This is a genomic window from Saccharothrix sp. ST-888 (assembly GCF_000955975.1).
Classification (GTDB): Bacteria; Actinomycetota; Actinomycetes; order Streptomycetales; family Streptomycetaceae; genus Kitasatospora.
Map to the genome: position 1 here is coordinate 57964 of NZ_JYJF01000007.1, position 17371 is coordinate 75334.

The 17371-nt window shown below is 72.9% G+C and carries 16 protein-coding genes and 1 pseudogene; 12 read left to right on the top strand and 5 right to left on the bottom strand.

What is annotated here, in order from left to right:
* Nucleotides 1-188 precede the first annotated feature (188 nt).
* A complete protein-coding gene (locus UK12_RS05355; RefSeq protein WP_156178546.1) occupies nt 189-2378 on the top strand; it encodes a PIG-L family deacetylase in 2190 nt (729 codons plus the stop codon).
* 47 nt (nt 2379-2425) lie between these two features.
* Here UK12_RS05355 and UK12_RS05360 read toward each other — a convergent pair whose 3' ends face one another.
* Complete coding sequence (locus UK12_RS05360) at nt 2426-4294, bottom strand: stealth family protein (protein ID WP_197084588.1); 1869 nt, start codon at nt 4292-4294, stop codon at nt 2426-2428.
* Nucleotides 4295-5350: 1056 nt separating this feature from the next.
* Here UK12_RS05360 and UK12_RS05365 point away from each other — a divergent pair.
* From UK12_RS05365 to UK12_RS05375, 3 genes are all read left to right on the top strand, one after another.
* On the top strand, nt 5351-6304 hold the full coding sequence (locus tag UK12_RS05365; protein WP_045300077.1) for an SPFH domain-containing protein: 954 nt from the start codon (nt 5351-5353) through the stop codon (nt 6302-6304).
* Nucleotides 6305-6326: 22 nt separating this feature from the next.
* Complete coding sequence (locus UK12_RS05370) at nt 6327-6620, top strand: hypothetical protein (protein WP_045300079.1); 294 nt, start codon at nt 6327-6329, stop codon at nt 6618-6620.
* Between the two features lie 137 nt (nt 6621-6757).
* The gene (locus UK12_RS05375) at nt 6758-7387 is read left to right on the top strand and encodes a GOLPH3/VPS74 family protein (RefSeq protein WP_082119327.1); all 630 of its coding nucleotides are present in this window, start codon (nt 6758-6760) and stop codon (nt 7385-7387) included.
* Nucleotides 7388-7628: 241 nt separating this feature from the next.
* Here the strand turns inward: UK12_RS05375 and UK12_RS05380 are convergent, their stop codons facing one another.
* Nucleotides 7629-8141 (bottom strand): cupin domain-containing protein, encoded by a 513-nt coding sequence (locus UK12_RS05380; protein ID WP_045300081.1) that lies wholly within the window; start codon nt 8139-8141, stop codon nt 7629-7631.
* Nucleotides 8142-8171: 30 nt separating this feature from the next.
* A complete protein-coding gene (locus tag UK12_RS05385) occupies nt 8172-8546 on the bottom strand; it encodes a DUF488 domain-containing protein (protein ID WP_045300083.1) in 375 nt (124 codons plus the stop codon).
* Nucleotides 8547-8632: 86 nt separating this feature from the next.
* Here UK12_RS05385 and UK12_RS37485 point away from each other — a divergent pair.
* The 7 genes and pseudogenes from UK12_RS37485 to UK12_RS05415 form a co-directional block, all read left to right on the top strand.
* Nucleotides 8633-8737: pseudogene (locus UK12_RS37485) on the top strand (mycothiol transferase); the annotation flags it as partial.
* Between the two features lie 186 nt (nt 8738-8923).
* Nucleotides 8924-10315, top strand: a complete 1392-nt coding sequence (locus tag UK12_RS05390) for a cytochrome P450 (RefSeq protein WP_197084589.1) — start codon at nt 8924-8926, stop codon at nt 10313-10315.
* Between the two features lie 210 nt (nt 10316-10525).
* Nucleotides 10526-10849: a DUF1508 domain-containing protein gene (locus UK12_RS05395; protein WP_045300085.1), complete on the top strand. Its 324-nt coding sequence runs from the start codon at nt 10526-10528 to the stop codon at nt 10847-10849.
* Nucleotides 10846-11289 (top strand): hypothetical protein, encoded by a 444-nt coding sequence (locus UK12_RS05400; RefSeq protein ID WP_045300087.1) that lies wholly within the window; start codon nt 10846-10848, stop codon nt 11287-11289. The genes UK12_RS05395 and UK12_RS05400 overlap by 4 nt, the downstream gene beginning before the upstream one ends.
* Before the next feature lie 141 nt (nt 11290-11430).
* A complete protein-coding gene (locus UK12_RS05405) occupies nt 11431-12801 on the top strand; it encodes a hypothetical protein (protein ID WP_045300089.1) in 1371 nt (456 codons plus the stop codon).
* A gap of 210 nt (nt 12802-13011) precedes the next feature.
* The gene (locus UK12_RS05410; protein ID WP_156178547.1) at nt 13012-13683 is read left to right on the top strand and encodes a hypothetical protein; all 672 of its coding nucleotides are present in this window, start codon (nt 13012-13014) and stop codon (nt 13681-13683) included.
* A 55-nt stretch (nt 13684-13738) separates the two neighbouring features.
* On the top strand, nt 13739-13954 hold the full coding sequence (locus tag UK12_RS05415) for a hypothetical protein (RefSeq protein WP_045300093.1): 216 nt from the start codon (nt 13739-13741) through the stop codon (nt 13952-13954).
* Between the two features lie 42 nt (nt 13955-13996).
* Here UK12_RS05415 and UK12_RS05420 read toward each other — a convergent pair whose 3' ends face one another.
* Complete coding sequence (locus UK12_RS05420; RefSeq protein WP_045300095.1) at nt 13997-15145, bottom strand: hypothetical protein; 1149 nt, start codon at nt 15143-15145, stop codon at nt 13997-13999.
* A gap of 310 nt (nt 15146-15455) precedes the next feature.
* Here UK12_RS05420 and UK12_RS05425 point away from each other — a divergent pair, with 310 nt between their 5' ends.
* Complete coding sequence (locus tag UK12_RS05425) at nt 15456-16205, top strand: maleylpyruvate isomerase family mycothiol-dependent enzyme (protein ID WP_052681588.1); 750 nt, start codon at nt 15456-15458, stop codon at nt 16203-16205.
* Between the two features lie 102 nt (nt 16206-16307).
* On the opposite strand, the gene UK12_RS05430 is transcribed toward UK12_RS05425, so the two are convergent.
* On the bottom strand, nt 16308-17186 hold the full coding sequence (locus UK12_RS05430) for a hypothetical protein (RefSeq protein ID WP_045300097.1): 879 nt from the start codon (nt 17184-17186) through the stop codon (nt 16308-16310).
* Between the last annotated feature and the right edge of the window lie 185 nt (nt 17187-17371).

The window sequence follows — 17371 nt, forward strand, 5'->3', positions numbered from 1 at the left end:
CTCGCCGTGGAGGGGACCGGCCGCTTCGGTGAGTTCGCTCCCGAGTAGCGGCCGAAACAGCTCGGGCACCGGTTCTGAGGAGTAAATAGCGAATTTTAGTATTGTTCCCCGACAGAGATCTTGACACGGGGACCGGCATTCCAGCGGAGCGCGGTCGACCCCGGCACTGCACAAGGGGGGACCGAGCCGTGAGTCCGAATTCAGCAGCGCGGGACGCGCAGGACAGCGCGCCCGAAGCCGTCCGGCCACGGCGGGCCGGCCGCGACTGGGGCCGCCGGAGCGTGCTCGGCGCCGGACTGGCCGCCCTCTCGCTGACCGGTCTCGGCGGTATGTTCCGGGCCGCCCCGGACCCCGACACGACCGTGCTGGCGGACCTCGCCGGGGTCGGCGGCGCGCCCGCCGGGGAGCGCTGGCGCGGCTCGTACCTGCAGATCATCGCTCACCCCGACGACGACCTGTACTTCATGAACCCGCTGCTCCAGCGCTCGATCGCGGAGGGCTCCCCGGTGGCGACCGCGGTGCTGACCGCCGGCGAGGCGGACGGCAGGAACAGCCCCACCGACGACGACAAGGAGCACGCGAAGACCCCGGCGGACAAGCCCGGCTACACCGAGGCCCGGCACAACGGCCTGCGCTCGGCGTACGCGCTGATGGCCACCGGCAACCAGCAGGCCGCCTGGCGCCGTGAGGTGGTGACCCTCGGCGACGGCGCCCAGGTGGAGCGCTGCACCCTCGCCGAACGCCCGGCCGTCCAGCTGTACTTCTTCAACCTCGCCCAGAACCTGCACGGCTCGGCCAAGGCCCCCGACGGCACCGGCGTCCGGATGCGCACGCTCTGGTCCGGGGACGTCCCGCTGGAGAGCACCCTGCCCGGAACCGGCGCACCGGTCACCGCGCCGCAGGACTTCAGCCGCGACCGGGTCACCGCCTGCCTGCTCGACCTGCTGAAGCAGCGCAGGCCGACCGTGGTCCGCACGCTCGACCCGGACCCCGAGCACGACCCGTACCAGCCGGGCATCTCGCTCGCCGACCACATCGACCACACCGCCACCGCCCAGTTCGTGCTGGCCGCCCTCCGGACGTACACCGAGGAGACCGGCGCCCGGCCGGTGGTCGAGCACTTCCGCGGCTACACCAGCAAGTTCTGGCCGTCCAACCTGAGCGCCGCGGCCAAGGCCGAGAAGCGCAGCTACCTGATGCCGTACGCGGGCTTCGGCGCGCCGTGCCCGGCGAACAACTGCGGCGACTACCAGGTGCGGCCCGACCCCGGCGACTCCACCCACCTGATCAGCAGCGCCTACCGCTACACCCCGGCCACCGACTGGCTGGTGAAGGACGGCACCGGCCGGCTGAACGCCTTCGCGGTCCTCGGCGGCCGGGTCGTCCACTGGACCGAGCAGGCCGCCGGGAGCGGCAGCTGGGGCGAGGCCCGCCAGCTGACCGGCGACTGGCTGATGCCCAGGCTCCAGGTGGGCGTGGACCGCTCCGGCCGGATCCAGCTGGTCGCGCTGCGGCGCTGGGCTGGGGACAAGGACACGGTCGGGGCCGAGGTGGTCCGGGCCGTGCAGACCGCGCCCGGCGGCGAGTTCGGTGCCTGGGAGTCGCTGGAGGGCCCGGACTACGGCAACTCCGACCACCGGGTGCGGCGCGAGATCGGCGCGCCGGCCGCCGCTTTCGACGCGGACGGGCGGCTGCACGTCTTCGTCCGCAACTTCGCCCACGGCCTGAGCCACCGCCAGGAGCTGCCCGGCGGCGGCTTCGGTCCGTGGCAGAAGCTCGGCGGCTCGGTCCTGCAGGACGCGGTGACCGCCTTCACCGGCCACGACGGCGCGGTCCAGGTCTTCGCCACCGACACCCACGGCGTGCTGCGGTGGCGGCAGGAGCGTGCGGGCGGCGGGTTCCGGACGGAGCGGATCGGCATCCCGGTGCCGGTCGCCGGGGCGGTGACCCCGGTGGAGTCCACGCCCGGCCGGCTCACCCTGTACTACCGCGAGGCCGGCACCGCGAACGTGGTGGTCTACCGGCAGGAGTCCGACGGAGTGCACTGGCCGCCGCTGCCGGCCGTCCTCAGCGGACACGACGGCACCGGCGAGATCGCCGCGGCCCGGTGGGGCTCGGGCCGGAACGGGGCGAGCAGCGGTACGGCGGTGGCCGACCGTGCCGGGTCCGGGCTGCTGAGCCTGCTGGTCGCCGCGCCGGGCACACCGGGGATCGGCTGGGCGGAGAGCGGCGGGCAGCTGGTGTACGCCCCGGCCATGGCCGAGGACTCGACGGGCCGCATGGTGGCGGCCGTGATCGGCGTCGACGCCCGGCTGCACACCGCCCGGCAGTCGTCTCCGGAGAGCGCCAGTCCGCTCGGCCCCTGGACCACCGTCTGACGGTGCCCCCGAACCGCCCCGGGCCTACGTCCGCCCGGGGCGGACGGTCAGCGCTTTTCGAAGGAGCCGGGCTTTTCGAAGGGGCTGGGCAGCGGGAAGTACGCGTCCAGGAACGGCTGCAGCAGTTGCAGCTGGTTCGGCAGGTCCTTGCGGTCCGACACCGTGTCGTTGATGCAGAAGACGTCCAGGTCGCGCGCCGCGAGGATGCGGGCGAGCCGCCGCGAGGTGCTCTGGTGCATCAGGTCCAGATAGGCGTACTTGAGCTCGGACGGCACGGCGCGGGCGCTGTGGTAGCCGTAGTAGTGGTGCAGCGAGGAGGCGACCGACAGGTCCGAGGGGCTGCGGAAGCGGGCCTCGGAGGTCGCCTGGTGCAGCTCCTTGAAGTGTTCCTCGATCTCGGAGAGCACCTCGCGCCGCAGCGCGTGCGGCACGTGCTGCATCTTCTGCACCAGGGTGCTGCCGAAGTCCTCCTCGATCAGTCTGCGGTTGTTCTTGGCCGCCGCGGAGACCGGGGAGTCCAGCAGCGAGGGGGTGCCCAGCGGCACTGCGGCCACGGAGGGGAAGAACTTGCTCAGCCCGTTGGAGTGGAAGAACAGCTGCGGCGAGATCGGACGTCCCAGGAAGACGTCGTCGTTGAAGTAGAGGAACTGCTCGGACAGTCCCTCGATGTGGTGCAGCTGGCTCTCGATGGCGTGCGAGTTGAAGGTCGGCAGGGCCGCCCGGTCGCGGAATATCTCCCGGTGGCTGAGCACCTTGATCCGGGGGTTGGAGGTGTCCAGCCAGGTGGGCGTCTGGTCGTCGGTGACCAGGTAGACGGTGCGCACCCAGGGCGCGTTGAGGTGCAACGACCGCAGCGAGTAGCGCAGTTCGTCACGGCTCATGTAGCGCGCGTCGTTGGCGGCCTCGGGGTTGAGGTCCTGGGCCGAGCCGTCGGCCTCGGCGCGGCGGCGCTGCCAGGCCGGGTCGTTGCCGTCCACCCAGGTGTAGACCACGTCGATCGGGAAGCGGATGTCCTCGGGTAGGGCGTGGACGAACTCGGGCCGGGTCGGGACCGGGTGGTCGGGCCGGTCCCAGGCTTCCAGCCGGGTGAACATGCCGACCGGTCCGTCGACCGGCTCGTGCCAGGCGGGAACCCGCTCGGTCACCCGGTTGCGGCGGGGGGCGACCAGATCGCCGTCCTCGGGCACCCAGAACTCGATGTCGCAGCCGTACTCGTGGCCCAGCACGTAGGTGGCGCCGGGGTCGGCGTGGAACCAGGTCATCCGGATGACCTCGGCCTGCGCGAGGGTGGTCCAGGTGTGCTTCTCGAAGCCGGGCTCGGAACGGGTCGGCACGGCGGGCCGGTCGGACGGCACGGCCGAGACGTAGCCGGGGACGGTGCCGCACAGCGCGGCGAGCGCCCGGTGCGCGGCCGGCCGGTCGGCCCGGGAGACGGCGAGGACGGCGGAGGTCTCCTGCATGCCGCGGACGGCGAAGCAGTCGATCCCGGCCTCGGCGAGGGCGGAACGCACCAGGGTGAGGTTGTCGTTGCGGGCCTGCCGCGGGGAGACGTCCGGGCGGAGGCTGACGATCTTCCGGGCCTTGCCGACCTGGAGCAGCGTGACCCGGCCGGACTCGAACAGCGCGGGGTGGCGCTTGGCCAGCAGCCCGCCGTGCACCGTGGCGACCTTCTGCTGGACCGAGAGCGTGCGGGACAGCCGGTGGATCACCTGGGTGCGGAGTTCGTACGGGACCATGCCGGCGATCGCCGCGCGGCTGCGCTCGGGGAGCAGCCGCCGGTACACCCGGACGACCTTCGAACGCTCCGACTGGAGCACGCCGATCGTGCTGCGGACGGGCGGTGCGACGGGCGGCTGGCTCTTGGCGCGGACCGCCATCTGCCCGGTAGGGCCGTCGTCTATTTGCGAGCCAGCCAACGTATCCCCCTGGTGCATGGATTCCGGAGCTCACCGTCCGTCAGTCGGATCGGACCCTTAATTTCATCACATCTTCATCCCCCTCAGTCTTGAGTCAAGGGGTGCCTGTCGCGCCGGCCGAAGATGTCGGGTCTTATGTCCGATTTTGATGGCTTATCGGCGCACTGTCCCCGAGGGTGCACTGTCCCGAAGGGCGCGGGGAACCGCCCTCCCGTGGCTTCACCGGCGGAGGGCGGAGGCGGCACGCATCCCGCGGGCACTCGGCCGCTCGGGCGTGGGCCCGGCGCCGACTTCCCGTCAGCAAGATCTTCAGGATACCGCCGCGGCGGTCGTGCGTAGTCCACCGGCTGCGGGAAAGCCCAGGTCGACGGTGGTTCGGGGGTCCGCCGGGGCCGTCCGGGGGCCGTCGGGTCGGGGTGTTGTGGGCATCGTGACATACACCACATTTCGGTTAATTCCTCCGGGAGGGGCAACCGTTCGCGAGGCTGGGGACGTCAGGGGGGATGTGGGCGGAGCCGCGGCTGCTTCGCGAGGCCCGCCGTGCCCGTGTGTCCGTGTGACCGTGGCGTGCCGCCCGGGTCGAGCCCGCCCGGGCCGGGTGAGGGCTGTTGCGGGAGCGCGGATTTCCACCGCCGCGGCCGCCTGTGCCGCGAATGCGGAATTGCCGCCGATCCTGCCTGGAGCCGACGTCCGCCCAGGTGGTCGGAGAGCTCCGGTGAGTAAGTACGTACCCCGAGCGCCATTGGTGGGACTGGCCTGCGGCGGAAATGTCTGACGGGCAATCAGTGGAGCGTTACGGGAATTTCGACGGATTTCCTGCGCACTGTCCGAGTCGGCGGGAATCCGCGGTCCGCCGCCACGAGGGTGCGCCGGTGTGCCGTCGGCCCGGTCGTACGGGGGAGGCGAACAGCCTCTCGACGGTCACCGGGGGCGAGGCCGCCAGGGCGGAGGCGGCGCCGGAGTCCAGTTGCTGCCGTGGGCGGGGTTTGCGGGGCTCAAAAAAGTGATATCACTTTGCTAGGTTCGTGCCACACCGCAGGAGAGGAACCCGGTCCGATGACCACACCGCACAGCCCCGCCGACACGGCGGACGGCTTCGTTCTCGACGTCCCGACCCCGAAGGTCACCGAACGCGTGATCGCCGGCCTGCCGGGGCTGCCGATGCTCGGACTCACCGTGCTCTGCCTGCTCGGCGGGGCAGCCCTGATCGTCGTCGGCGGCAATGAGCGCGCGTCGGGCGCGACCGGCGCCGCCACCGCCCTGCTGGTCGCCGGGCCGCTGCTGATCCTGCTCGGCCTGCTGCTGGCGCGTGGCCTGACCGCCGTCTCTCCCGGGCGGGCACGGGTGGTCCAGCTGCTCGGCCGCTACCGGGGCACCATCCGGGCGGACGGTCTGACCTGGGTCAACCCGTTCACCAGCCGGCGCGGGATCTCGACCCGGATCCGCAACCACGAGACCGAGACCACCAAGGTCAACGACGCGGACGGCAACCCGATCGAGATGGCCGCGGTCGTGGTCTGGCAGGTCGAGGACACCGCGAAGGCCATCTTCGAGGTGGACGACTTCACGGAGTTCGTCGCCATCCAGACCGAGACCGCGGTCCGGCACATCGCCAACAGCTACCCCTACGACGCCCACGGCGAGGGGGAGATGTCGCTGCGCGACAGCGCGGACGAGATCACCCGCAAGCTGTCCGCGGAGATCGCCGCCCGGGTGTCCTCGGCGGGTGTCCGGGTGATCGAGTCCCGGATCACCCGGCTCGCCTATGCCCCCGAGGTCGCGCAGGTGATGCTCCAGCGCCAGCAGGCCGGTGCCGTGGTCGCGGCCCGTCGGCTGATCGTGGAAGGCGCGGTCGGTATGGTCGAGCTGGCCCTGGAGCGGCTTGCCGAGCGGGACGTGGTCGAGCTGGACGAGGAACGCAAGGCGGCCATGGTGAGCAACCTGCTGGTGGTGCTCTGCGGCGACCGGGGCACCCAGCCGGTCGTCAACACCGGCTCGCTCTACCAGTAGATCCAGTGAGGAGCAGCACGCGGTGGCGACCGAGCGGAAGAAGATCCTGCTGCGCCTGGACCCCGCGGTCCACGACGCGCTGGTCAGGTGGGCCTCGGACGAACTGCGGAGCACCAACGCGCAGATCGAGTTCCTGCTCCGCCGGGCGCTCACCGACGCTGCCCGGATGCCCGGCGGCGTGGCCCGACTGCCCCGCCGTGGACGTCCGACGAAGGATGGCGCGGAGTCGGACGGCACCCGCTCCGGCACCCCGGAACCCGACGCCCCCGACTCCGGCGGCGTCGGCCGGGAGGACTCCGGAGCGGGAGCCCCCTGACCGCAGGGTCCGGGCCCGGATGCCGAGAACCTCCCGCGCCGGGCGCCTGCGTCCTTCCGCGCTGATCCTTCCGGGCTGATCCGTCAGTACTCAGCCGTGTTACGCCGAAGCCTCGCCGAAGCCTCATGGAGCCCGCCATGGAACTGCCCGACACCCTCCCCGGAAAGCTCTACCTGCTCGCCTACGACCCGCAGCGCGAGCGCCTCACCGGCGTCCGCGACCTCGACTTCCTGCTGCGCGCGGCGGCGCTGACCGAGCTGCTGCGCCGGGGCCTGCTGCGCGAGGACGGGCGCGGACCGGCAGCTGTGGGGAGCGAGCCCGCCGGGCTCGACCCGGTCCTCGCCGAGCTGCTGCGGCTGATCCGCGAGGAGCGGCCGCGCAGTTGGCAGTCCTGGGTGGCGCGGCGCCGGGCCCGTACGGCGCGCGCCGTACGGGACGGGCTGGCGGCGGCGGGCTGGATCAGGGTGGACGAGTACCGCGTGCTCGGCCTGTTCCCCGCGGCCCGGGTCACCCCGCGCGATCCGCGCGTGCGCAAGGCGCTGGTCGAGGCGGTCGCGCAGGCCCTGCACGGCCCGCTCTCCCGGGTGGACCCGGGCGACGCGGCACTGGTGGCCCTCGCCGACGCGGCCCAGCTGCGGACCGTGCTGACCTGGCGTCAGCGCCGCGAGTTCCGGGCGCGGATCGACAAGCTGGCCCCGGCGGCCGGACCGCTCCCGGGTGCGCTGCGGCGGGCGATCCGCGCCCGCAACGCGGCGGCCGCGTCGTAGCACGTCTCCCTGGTGGCCGGGCCCGAAGGGGAGTTGGGCGCGAGGCGCTGGAGAGCGCCCCGGCCGATCGCATGATCGCTTCCGGAGGGAGACCTGGGGGACCGCGCAGACGGCGGCCGGTGGGGACGTCGATCTCGCTTTCCCGCAGCGGGAGTTCGAGGCGCTCGGAGTTCGTCGACGCCGTGGATGTGGTGGTCCAGGGCCCGGCAGGCAGGAGTGCGAGCCCAGGTCCGGACCGGGCTCAGGTGCTCTCCAGGCGTTCGCCGCACCGGCTGCAGTAGGACGGCGCAGTGCCCTCGGCCGGGCGGCCGCAGGCGGGGCAGACCCGGTTCGACCAGCACGGCGGCTCTCCGCCCTCGGTGGTCTCGGCCGGTGCGGTCGTCGCCGCGCGGGCGGGCCGGATGGTCAGGCCCGGACGCCGCTGGTGCACGGTCAGCCAGGCCAGTCCCGCCGGGTCAGCGCGCAGTGCCCGGTGCGAGCCGCGCGGCAGCCAGGCCAGTGCTCCGGCGGTGAGCGGCTGGGACCGTCCCTCGGACCACAGCGTCCCACTGCCCTCGACCACGAGCAGCAGGACGTCCAGGTCCGGCTCGACGTGCTCCTCGACGGCGCCGCCCGCCGGGAGGCGGACCAGGTTGGCGTCGAGCTGCCGCCCCGGCTCGGCGAGCCGCCAGAGTGCTCCGCGCTGCTCCGGTGACGCGGTGGCGACGCACTCGGGGAGATCGGCCAGCAGGCGGGGGACGTCGGTGGACGGCATCGGCAACTCCTGCTCTCGGGTGGGCCGGTCTCAGGGGTGCTTCCCGCCGTTGCCGGAGAGCCGGTCGGCGAGGACGGCGGCCTGGCTGTGGTCGACGTCGCGGCTGGCGGTGAGCAGCGTCAGCGGGCCGCGGTCGGCGAGGTCGGCCAGGCTCCGCAGAGCGTCCTGGTGATCCGGGTCGCGCAGCTCGGTGAGGTAGCGGCGGCGGAACTCACGATAGCGCTCGGGATCGTGGCCGTACCAGCGCCTGAGCTCGGTGGACGGCGCCACGTCCTTCATCCAGACGTCGAACGCCCCGGCATCCTTGCGCAGCCCCCGCGGCCACACCCGGTCCACCAGCACGCGGACACCGTCCGCGGGTTCGGCGTCGGCGTAGATCCTGCGGTACTCGACATGTCTGGCCATGGTCGGCCTCCGTACGGTCGCTCGGATACGGCCCGATACGGCCACTATGCCGCGCGAGGCCCCGGGTTGCCCCCGGCCCGACTTGCTGGGTGCTCATCCACATGATCGAGGACACCGCCCGCCACGCGGGCCACATGGACATCCTCCGCGAGCTCATCGACGGCGCCACCGGCGACCACCCCGCGACCTGACGGCCCCGACGAGGCGCCCGGAACGGTGCCCGCCGGCCGACTGGCCGGACTGTGCTCTTGAGTACCAGTCGCCTCACGTGTTTGCATGGGAACCGTAAGTAACTCCGATCCATCGGGCTGGAGTTCGGCCGCATGCGAACCCTGCCGTCGACTTCGAGGGCTGCGATCATGCTGAGTGACGAAACGGTGCCCCTCATACCGGGGGCGATTCCGGTGCTGGGCCACCTCGGACGGCTGGGTGCCGACCCGGTGGGATTCCTGGAGACGCTGCGCGCGCACGGCCCGGTGGTGCGGATCCTGCTCGGCCGCCGCACCGCGTACGTCGTCAACTCGCCCGCCCTGGTGCGGCAGATGCTGGTGAGCGGGCGGAACGAGTACGACAAGGGCGGCCCGTGGATGAGCGCCGCCGTCCAGATGCTCGGGGAGGGGCTGGCGACCTGCGGCAACGGGCGGCACCGCGTCCGCCGCCCGCTGCTCCAGCCCGCCTTCCACCACGGCCGGATGCCCGGCTATGTCGAGAGCATGGCCGCCTGCGCGAGCGAGCAGGCCGACGGCTGGGCGGCCGGGCAGACCATCGACGTCCAGGCGGAGATGACCCGGCTGGCCACCGCGAGCCTGACGCGCTCGCTCTTCCGCGATCCCGTCTCGCACCGGATCGTCCGCCAGTTCCAGCACGATCTCCCGCTGCTGCTGGACGGGATCGCGCCCAGGGTGCTGGTGCCCGCCGTCGCCCGGCTCCCGCTGCCGGTCAACCGGCGCTTCGACGCGGCGATGGCCCGTACCGCCGCGGCGATCCGTGAGATGAGCCGCCACCGCAGCGCCGGCCACCGGGGTGAGGACGGCTACGACGACCTGCTCACCCTGCTGCTCGCGGCAGCTCCGACGGCCGACGGCACCCGCACCGACCAGGACGTCCAGGACGACGTGCTGACCTTCATGGCGGGCGGGATCGAGACCGTCTCGGCCGTCATCTCCTGGGCCCTGCACAGCCTGGCCACCCATCCCGCCCACTACCGGCGCGTGCAGGACGAGCTCGACCAGGTCCTCGGCGGCGCCGCGCCGTCCTACCAGGACCTCGCCCGGCTGCCGGAGCTGCAACGGCTGCTCACCGAGGTGCTCCGGCTGTGGCCGCCGTCCTGGCTGCTGAGCCGCACCACCCTGACCGCGACCGAGCTCGGCGGCCACCGGCTCCCGCGCGGTGCCGACCTGCTCTACAGCGCCTCGGTCCTGCAGCGCGACCCGGAGGTCTTCGCCGACCCCGACCGCTTCGATCCGGACCGCTGGCGCGCCGAGCGGGTCGGCCGCGCCCAGCGCGACGCCTACATCCCGTTCGGCGCCGGGGCGCGCAAGTGCATCGGCGACGCCTTCGGACTCGCCGAGGCGACCGTCGCGCTGGCCGTCGTCCTGCAGCGCTGGCGGATCCGGGCCGTCCCCGGGGCGAAGGTCAGACCCCGGATCAGGCTGACCCTGAGCCCGGCCGGGGTGCGGCTGCTGCTCCAGGAGCGGCCGGTCCAGGACGGCCCCGCCGGGGTGGGAACGGGCGCCGCCGTGCCCGGCGTCCGGAGCCGGAAACCCTGACCGGGAGCAGATTAACGAGGGAGAACTTCTGTGCCAATGGGAGGATTTGGCGGATCCTTCGCCTTCCCGGCCGCCAGTGTGCACACATAGCGTTGCCCCCGGTGTCGATCATTCCGCACGAGTCCCGCGGGGGCAGTGGTGGGGGGTTCCGGGCGTGCCGGAGAGAGTGGGGCGGCCCGCCTCGGCCGCGACGGCTTACAGACCGAGCGGGTGGCGAGCGGCCGCTTCCGGTGGCAGTTGAAGGCCCCGAACGGGCGGGTGGTCGCGGTGTCCTCACCCGTGTACGAGTCGGCGGCCGAGGCCGAGCGGGCGTTCACCGAACTGGCCGCCGCCGGGCCGACCCTGGTGGCCAGGATCACCCACGTCCGGGAGGGGATCGGCTGGATCTGGGCGCTCCCCGGTGTCCGGGGGAACCCGGTGGCGCGCTCCAGCCGGGCCTACGAACGGTACGCGACCTGCCAGAACGCGTTCCGCAGGTTCGTCGCCCTGCTGGCGAAGCCGGACCTTCCCGCCGGGCCCGGACTGCCCCGATGACCACCGGCCGCCGTCCCCGGCTGCTGGCGCTCCAGGGTTCGGACGGCACGGTCGGCTGGGCGCTGAGCGCCGCCAACGGACGGCAGCTTGCCACGGGCGCCCTGAGCTATCGAGGCGATACCGAACTCCGGGCAGCGATCAGGGAGTTGCTGATGGAGCGGGCGGCGCTGCGGTACCTGCAGCACCAGGACCGGCGGCGGCTGTGGGTGTGGGCGGCGTACCTCCCGCTGCGCAGCACCCGGCCGAGCGCGCAGGACACGGTGCCGGTCGCCCGCAGTGCCCGCGGCTACCTGCGCCGCGACCAGTGCCGACAGGGCATGGACACCTTCCGGGCGAGCCTGCACCAACTGGACCGCCTGCTGCGGCAACCGGGATCCGAACTGGCCGTCGACGGCGGCTGGACCACCGGCCCGACCGTCAGGTACGTGATGGGGCAGTAGGCCCCCTCCACGCACCCGGAATCCCTCCCCTGCGGTCCCCCGGAGCGAGCGGTCGGGCAGTTTAATGCATCATCAGTGTTCCCTCCACTCCGACAAGTTGACCAGAATGGGGGAGGGGTGGTGCGATGCATAATCCATCGCGTGATCGCTTCTCTTGATGACGTCGAGCGTCTGCTGCGCCCCGCCGGGTACCTGGGGCTTGCCGCGCGCCCGCTCTACCTGCTGCCCTTGCTGCGCACGGGCTGTCTCTCCGAGCTGTTGACCGCGGAGCGGGCGGATCTCGGCTGGGCCGAGCGGTTCGGGGCCCGGATGCATTCGCTGGAGGAGCAGACCGCGCGCCGGGAGGACACCTTCAGCGGGCGCCATCTGGAGGAGCTGATGGGCCTGCTGCCGACGCTGGTCGGCGGCCGGTGGCGCGGCCGGGAGTTCGGGCTGACGGCCTACGGGACGTACCGCGAGCACTGGCGGCAGGCGATCGAGCAGACCGGTGCGCTGCTGCTGGTGCCGCCCGCGCCCGGCGGCGCGGAGTTGCTGACGGACAAGGTCCTGATGCGCGACTGGTTCGAGCACCTGGGCGTGCCGGCCCCCGCCAGCGTGGTGGTCGACAGCATCGACTACCCGGTGCTGAGCGGGAAGTTCGGGCCGACCTTCGTCGCGCAGAGGCCGAAGAGCTCGGGCGGCAACGGCACCTACCTGATCACCGGTGAGCAGGAGGCCGGTGAACTGCCCCGGCGCAACCGCTGGTTGGTGAGCGAGTACGCGGGCGACACCACCTTCAGCTTCCACGGGTTCGTGCCCCGGGAGGGGGCACCCGAGGTGCTGCGTCCGGCGGTCCAGCTGACCGGCCTGGAGGGCCTGGGCTCGGGCTTCGGCGGGTACGTCGGCACCGACTTCCACGCCCCCGCCCTGCTGCCCGCAGAGGCCCTGGCGAAGGGGCGAGAGGCGATGGAGCGGATCGGCCACGGCCTCGCCGAGCTTGGCTACCGGGGCATCTTCGGCGGCGACTTCGCGCTGCGCGCGGACGGCTCGGTGGCCGCCCTTGAGATCAACTGCCGTGTTCTGGGTTCCACTTGGCTGCTTGGCGAGCTGGAATTCGGCGCCGGTCGACTGCCCACGATGGTCCGCCACTTCGCCGAGCGGCACGGCCACAGCACCCTCGGCAAGCCGGACCTGGACCCGGTCGAGGCCGTGCAGCTGACCATCCGTCACACCGAACCGGCGGGCCTGCTGCTGGACGCCCCGGCAGGCGGCGTGTACGCGCTGGAGGGCGACCGGCTGGTCTTCCGCCGGCCGGGGGCCGGACTGCTGGAGTGCGGGCCCGCGCAGACGCAGGAGTGCGTACTGGTCAACCTGCCCCGGGCCGGCACGCTGCTGCACCCCGGCGGGATCCTCGGCCGCCTGGTCGCCCGCCGACCGCTCACCACCCCCGACGGCCGGGCCCTCAACCAGTACGGCCAGGTTCTCGTCAGCGCCATGCGCGGCCTCTACTCTTTCGTGGACGCAGCGAGTTGACGCCGACCGGTCATCCGGACACCGGCGCCGGGACGGGCGGCACCCGCCACCGGTGACCGGCGGCCGGCCGATGGGCCCACCCGAGGCCGGTCCGGATCCGCGATCCCGTTTCCCAGGTTTGGGGGTGGCGCTCCGGTGGGAGGTGGTTCATGATCGCTTTCGGCTGGGGAGACCGATCATGGAGAGAGGGGTGGGCCTGCGATGGCTTCCATGGGGACGGTAGCGGGCGTGCCGGGCGCGGACCTGTTCGAGACGCTGCTGCCGCAGTCCGAACTCGCCAGGGCCGTCGGGCGGTTCGACGGCGACGTGTGCGACCTGGTGCAGCAGTCGGTCCGGGCCGCCGAACGGGCCTTCGGGGAGCTCGACGCCTGTGACGCCCTGCTCGACCGGGCCACGGCCCAGGGCCGGGCGCTCGCCGAGGACCTGGGCCGCCTGGCGGCCGTGGAGAACGAGCAGGACATCCCGTGCCTGCTCGACGCCCTGAAGCAGCTCGCCGACGAGGTCCAGCGCTCGGAGGAGACCCGTCGGCTGCTCACCCGCATCCTCGGCCGGGGCGAACCCGAGGCTCGGTGGACCGCCCCGGTCCCGCACCTGTCGGAGGAGCAGTTGCCACCCGTCCCCTCCGTGTACGACGAGAAGCCGGCCGGTTCCGTCGACCAGCCGGGCGGCCCGGAGCTGATGGCGGGATTCGCGCCGCGCCTGGAGGCCGCCCACGCCGAGCGGATCCGGCAGACGTCCTCCCACCTGCTGGCCACCGTACGGCGGATGGCCGGGCCCGAACTCGCCGACCCCGCCTTCGTCCACGAGTCACTGGTCGAGGCCGACCTGACCTTCGAGCTGTGGCGGCGCTGCCTTGCCGACCGGCGCCTCGACCTGGACTAGGCGTATCCGACAGTCGATCACCCGGCGGGTTCGGGTGGGTTGACGGGCTGCGGGGTTGGAGCGGGTAACACCCGCTGCTGCCGCAGGCGGACAGGCGGGACGCATCGACGGCACCGACGGTGCCGGGAACAGTGCGCCCACCGGCTACGTCCGCAGCGGCCGGCTGCTCATGGCCGAGTTCCGGTCCGACGCCTACCAGGAAGTCAACGACCCGCAGTTCCCGAAGGCCGGTGAGTTCTTCACCTCCTGCTCGGACGTCGACTTCGGCTGACCGGCCCGCCGCCCGCCGCACCGCGTGTCCCGTGCGGCGGGCTCAGATCAGCCGGTCGCGGTGGCGGGCGGCCCTGGCCCGGACCAGGTCGGCGAACGCCGTCCGGCTCAGGACCTCCTCGCCCTGCACGTCCCGCACGTCCCGCGCGTCCTCTGCCGGATGGGCGTCCTGGGCGTCCTCGACGTGCTCGGCGTACAGCAGCCAGCAGCCGTGGACGGCGGAGACCAGGTCCTCCAGGAGATCGCGGGCCGGACGCCACGGGTCGAGCGGGGTGAGGCGGATCCGGGAGAGCTCCGCCCGCAGTTTGGGGTCGTCGGCGCCGTACTTGGCGATCAGGTCCTCGACCGGCGCGACCTGTGCGCGGAAGGCCACCAGGTCGGGCAGCACGCCGTCGGCGACCTGGAGGGCGTCGCCGACCAGGCCGGTGACCGCGTCGTACGGGGTCACCCCCGTCTCCAGCAACTGCAGGACGTGGGTGGGGCTCTCGTGCGGAAGGGCCTCGATGTCGTCGGCGAAGCGGATCACGGAGGCGGTCGGGTGGCCGGACTGCTCGGCGGCGACCTCGGCGGCGGCGTGCAGCCAGTGCGCGGCCGCGACGGCCGCCGAGGTCGGGTCCACGGCGGTGAACAGCGCCTCCTGGCCGAACGGGTCCTGGCTGAACAGCTGGTCGGCGGCGGCGACCTGGACCGGTGACGCGTCCTCCAGGCTGAGCAGGACGGCCTGCCCGGCCCGTCCGGTGAGGCTCCCGAGCTCGGCGCTCTCCACGGCCGCGAGCTCGACGCCGACCTCCTCGCGCACGGATGCCGTCAACTCCCGGTCCGCCAGGGCGTGGAGGGCCCGCCCCACCTCGTGTGCGAACTCCAGCAGCGGGCTGTACTCCAGGATGATCCCCGCCCGGTCGGGGAGGTTGGGGCGGGTGATCGCCCGAAGGGCCTCGCCGAACGCGCCGCGCTCCTGCTCGCGCCGCCAGTCGCCCTCACCCGGGTCGAGCGGGTCCACGGCGGCGGCGGGGTGGGTGTAGGTGTGCCAGGCGGCCGTGGAGAGCCGGGCGAGTGCCGCCGTGAGCCGGGTCAGCCGGACCGGATCGGACGCCTCCGGCACGGTGGCGACCCGGATGGCGAGATCGCCCTCGCCGGTCTCCCAGGTGGCGATGAGTTCGTGGCGCGCCGGGTCGACGGCGTAGCGGGTCATCGGGGCTCCTCTCCCAGTCGCCTCCGTGATACCACCTGCCGTCGGCGCTTCGGGGGCCGATCGCCACTTCACGGATATGAGGGCTCAAAGTCGGCGCAACAACGGTCCACAGTAGGCCAGTTGTGCGATTCCTCGGCGCTTCGGCAGGGTCAGCCGGGCGGTGTCCGGTGCCAGGGGGCGGCGGACCGGGCCCCGCTCCAGGGGGGACGGGTGTGACCGATCAGTCAGTTGGGAAATCCAACTCATTGTGATTGACTGACAGTCAGATGCCGATTCGGCGTTGTCTGGGCCGACTGCGAGGAGAGCACGGATGGTCACGAACCAGCAGCAGTACCGGGAGGAGTCCGCGTCGTCCTGGGAGCGGGTGCCGCTGCACCTGGCCTACGGGCGCTGTCGGGAGAACATCACCGGGCTGCTGGCGAGCTGTCCCGAGGCGGCCGAACTCCCGGTCCCGGCCTGCCCGGGCTGGACCGGGCGGGATCTGGTCGCCCACCTGGTCACGGTCTGCCGGCTGGTCGCCGGCGGTGCGGTACGCGAGCCGGCCCAGATCCCGGGCCTGGTGGCCGAGGGGGAGCAGGCCCTGCGGGAGGCGAGTGTCGCCGAGCTGCTCACCGAGTGGCCGCAGGTGTCCGGACGGATCGAGGCGCCGGCCGAGCAGCCGGTCGCCCGGAACGTGCGCATCATGACCATGGACGCGTTCACCCACGAGGCCGACCTGCGGCGCGCCCTCGGCCTGCCGGTCCCCGCCGACCACCCCGCCTACCCGGACGCCCTGGACCTGCTGGCCAGCGGCCTCTCGGCCTCGGTGGACGGGCACGGCCTGCCCGCCTTCCGGCTCCAGGCCCCCCGTGCGGACTGGACGATCGGCACCGGCGAGCCGGTCACCACCCTCCGGGGCAGCGAGTACGACCTCTACCGCTCGCTGGCCGGGCGGCGCACGGCCGGGCAGATCGCCGAGCTGGACTGGAACGGGACGCCGGCCGAACCCTGGCTGCCGGCCTTCACCTGGGGCCCGTTCACCCCGCCGGCCGAGGCCACCGAAGCCGCGCAGGCCGGGTGAGCCCGGGGCGCCGTCCCCGCCCCGGCCGCTCCGGTCCGGGCTGCCCGGCGCGCAGCCCGGAGCGGAGCGTCGGCGCCTGCCGGCCAAGGGTGCGGATGGCGGTCAGTACGAGCTGACCGCCGGGTTGCCCGATGGCGGGCACGAAGGCGGGCAGAGCTTCTCGTACTCGGTCAGTACCTCGTCCACCACGTGCTGCCGTTTGGCGTCGCAGGCCGCAGCCTTCGCGGCGTCCTGGCACTCCAGCCCGGCCTTGGCCCCCTCCAGGACGGCGATGGCCTGCCAGCCCTTGAGGATGCAGACCAACTCCTTGCAGAGGCGGTCGACATAGGACGCGACGGTGCCGAAGCCGTGCCACACGGCCTTCCGCTGACGGTCGGCGACCAGCAGGCGGGCGTAGAGTCGGACCACGTCCCTGGCGGTCGCCTCGGCGGCCGCGTCCGTGGCCAGTTGGGCGGCGTCGGCCTTGAGGGCGGCGGCGCGGGCCGGGAGCGCGGTCTGCTCGGCGATCAGCGCGGTGAAGCAGGCGGTGTACCTGGCGGTGATGTTCCGGTACTTGGCGATCCGGCTGGCCAGCTCCTCGACCGTGTCGTCGTCCGGGTCGCAGTCGAAGTCGCAGGAGGGTGGCGGACAGCAGTCGGACGTCCCGGTGCAGGCGGTGATCTCCTCGAAGACCTTCACCACCGCCTGTTCCAGGCAGCTGCGCTGCTCGTCGTCGATCCGGCAGCGCAGCAGGGCGTGCACCGAGTCGAGCAGCCCGACGGCGGCGTCCACGTCGACCTTCGCGGCGTCCCGGGCCTTGCCGTAGTCCGTCTTCGCCGTGCCGAACTGGTTCTGGAAGCCCTGCAGGGTCGGCAGGACCTCGTTGGTGACGGCGGCCTGCTTGCTGAGTCCGGTGGCGCCGCAGTTGAGATCGGTGATGGCGCCGAGACCGCAGTCCTGGCCCGGGGCCGGCGGGGGTGGGGACGTCGTGAAGTTCTGCATGGCTTCTCCCGGGTCGAGGACGGGTCGAAGAGCGGATGCCTGCCGAGTGTGCGCGACGTACTGTCACCGGGGCGTCGCCGTCACGGCCCGCGCGGACCTGCCGACGGACCGCCGTCCGACACGCGCCGTCCGGTCCGCCGTCCGGTCCGCAGCGTCCGGCAACGCGGTGGTGACGCCCGCCCCGG

Bases quoted from the DNA above. Each gene is read 5' to 3' on its own strand.
- UK12_RS05365 (WP_045300077.1), top strand. From the start codon at position 5,351: ATGACCACACCGCACAGCCCCGCCGACACGGCGGACGGCTTCGTTCTC.
- UK12_RS05375 (WP_082119327.1), top strand. From the start codon at position 6,758: ATGGAACTGCCCGACACCCTCCCCGGAAAGCTCTACCTGCTCGCCTAC.
- UK12_RS05380 (WP_045300081.1), bottom strand. From the start codon at position 8,141: ATGCCGTCCACCGACGTCCCCCGCCTGCTGGCCGATCTCCCCGAGTGC.
- UK12_RS05385 (WP_045300083.1), bottom strand. From the start codon at position 8,546: ATGGCCAGACATGTCGAGTACCGCAGGATCTACGCCGACGCCGAACCC.
- UK12_RS05400 (WP_045300087.1), top strand. From the start codon at position 10,846: ATGACCACCGGCCGCCGTCCCCGGCTGCTGGCGCTCCAGGGTTCGGAC.
- UK12_RS05410 (WP_156178547.1), top strand. From the start codon at position 13,012: ATGGGGACGGTAGCGGGCGTGCCGGGCGCGGACCTGTTCGAGACGCTG.
- UK12_RS05420 (WP_045300095.1), bottom strand. From the start codon at position 15,145: ATGACCCGCTACGCCGTCGACCCGGCGCGCCACGAACTCATCGCCACC.
- UK12_RS05425 (WP_052681588.1), top strand. From the start codon at position 15,456: ATGGTCACGAACCAGCAGCAGTACCGGGAGGAGTCCGCGTCGTCCTGG.
- UK12_RS05430 (WP_045300097.1), bottom strand. From the start codon at position 17,186: ATGCAGAACTTCACGACGTCCCCACCCCCGCCGGCCCCGGGCCAGGAC.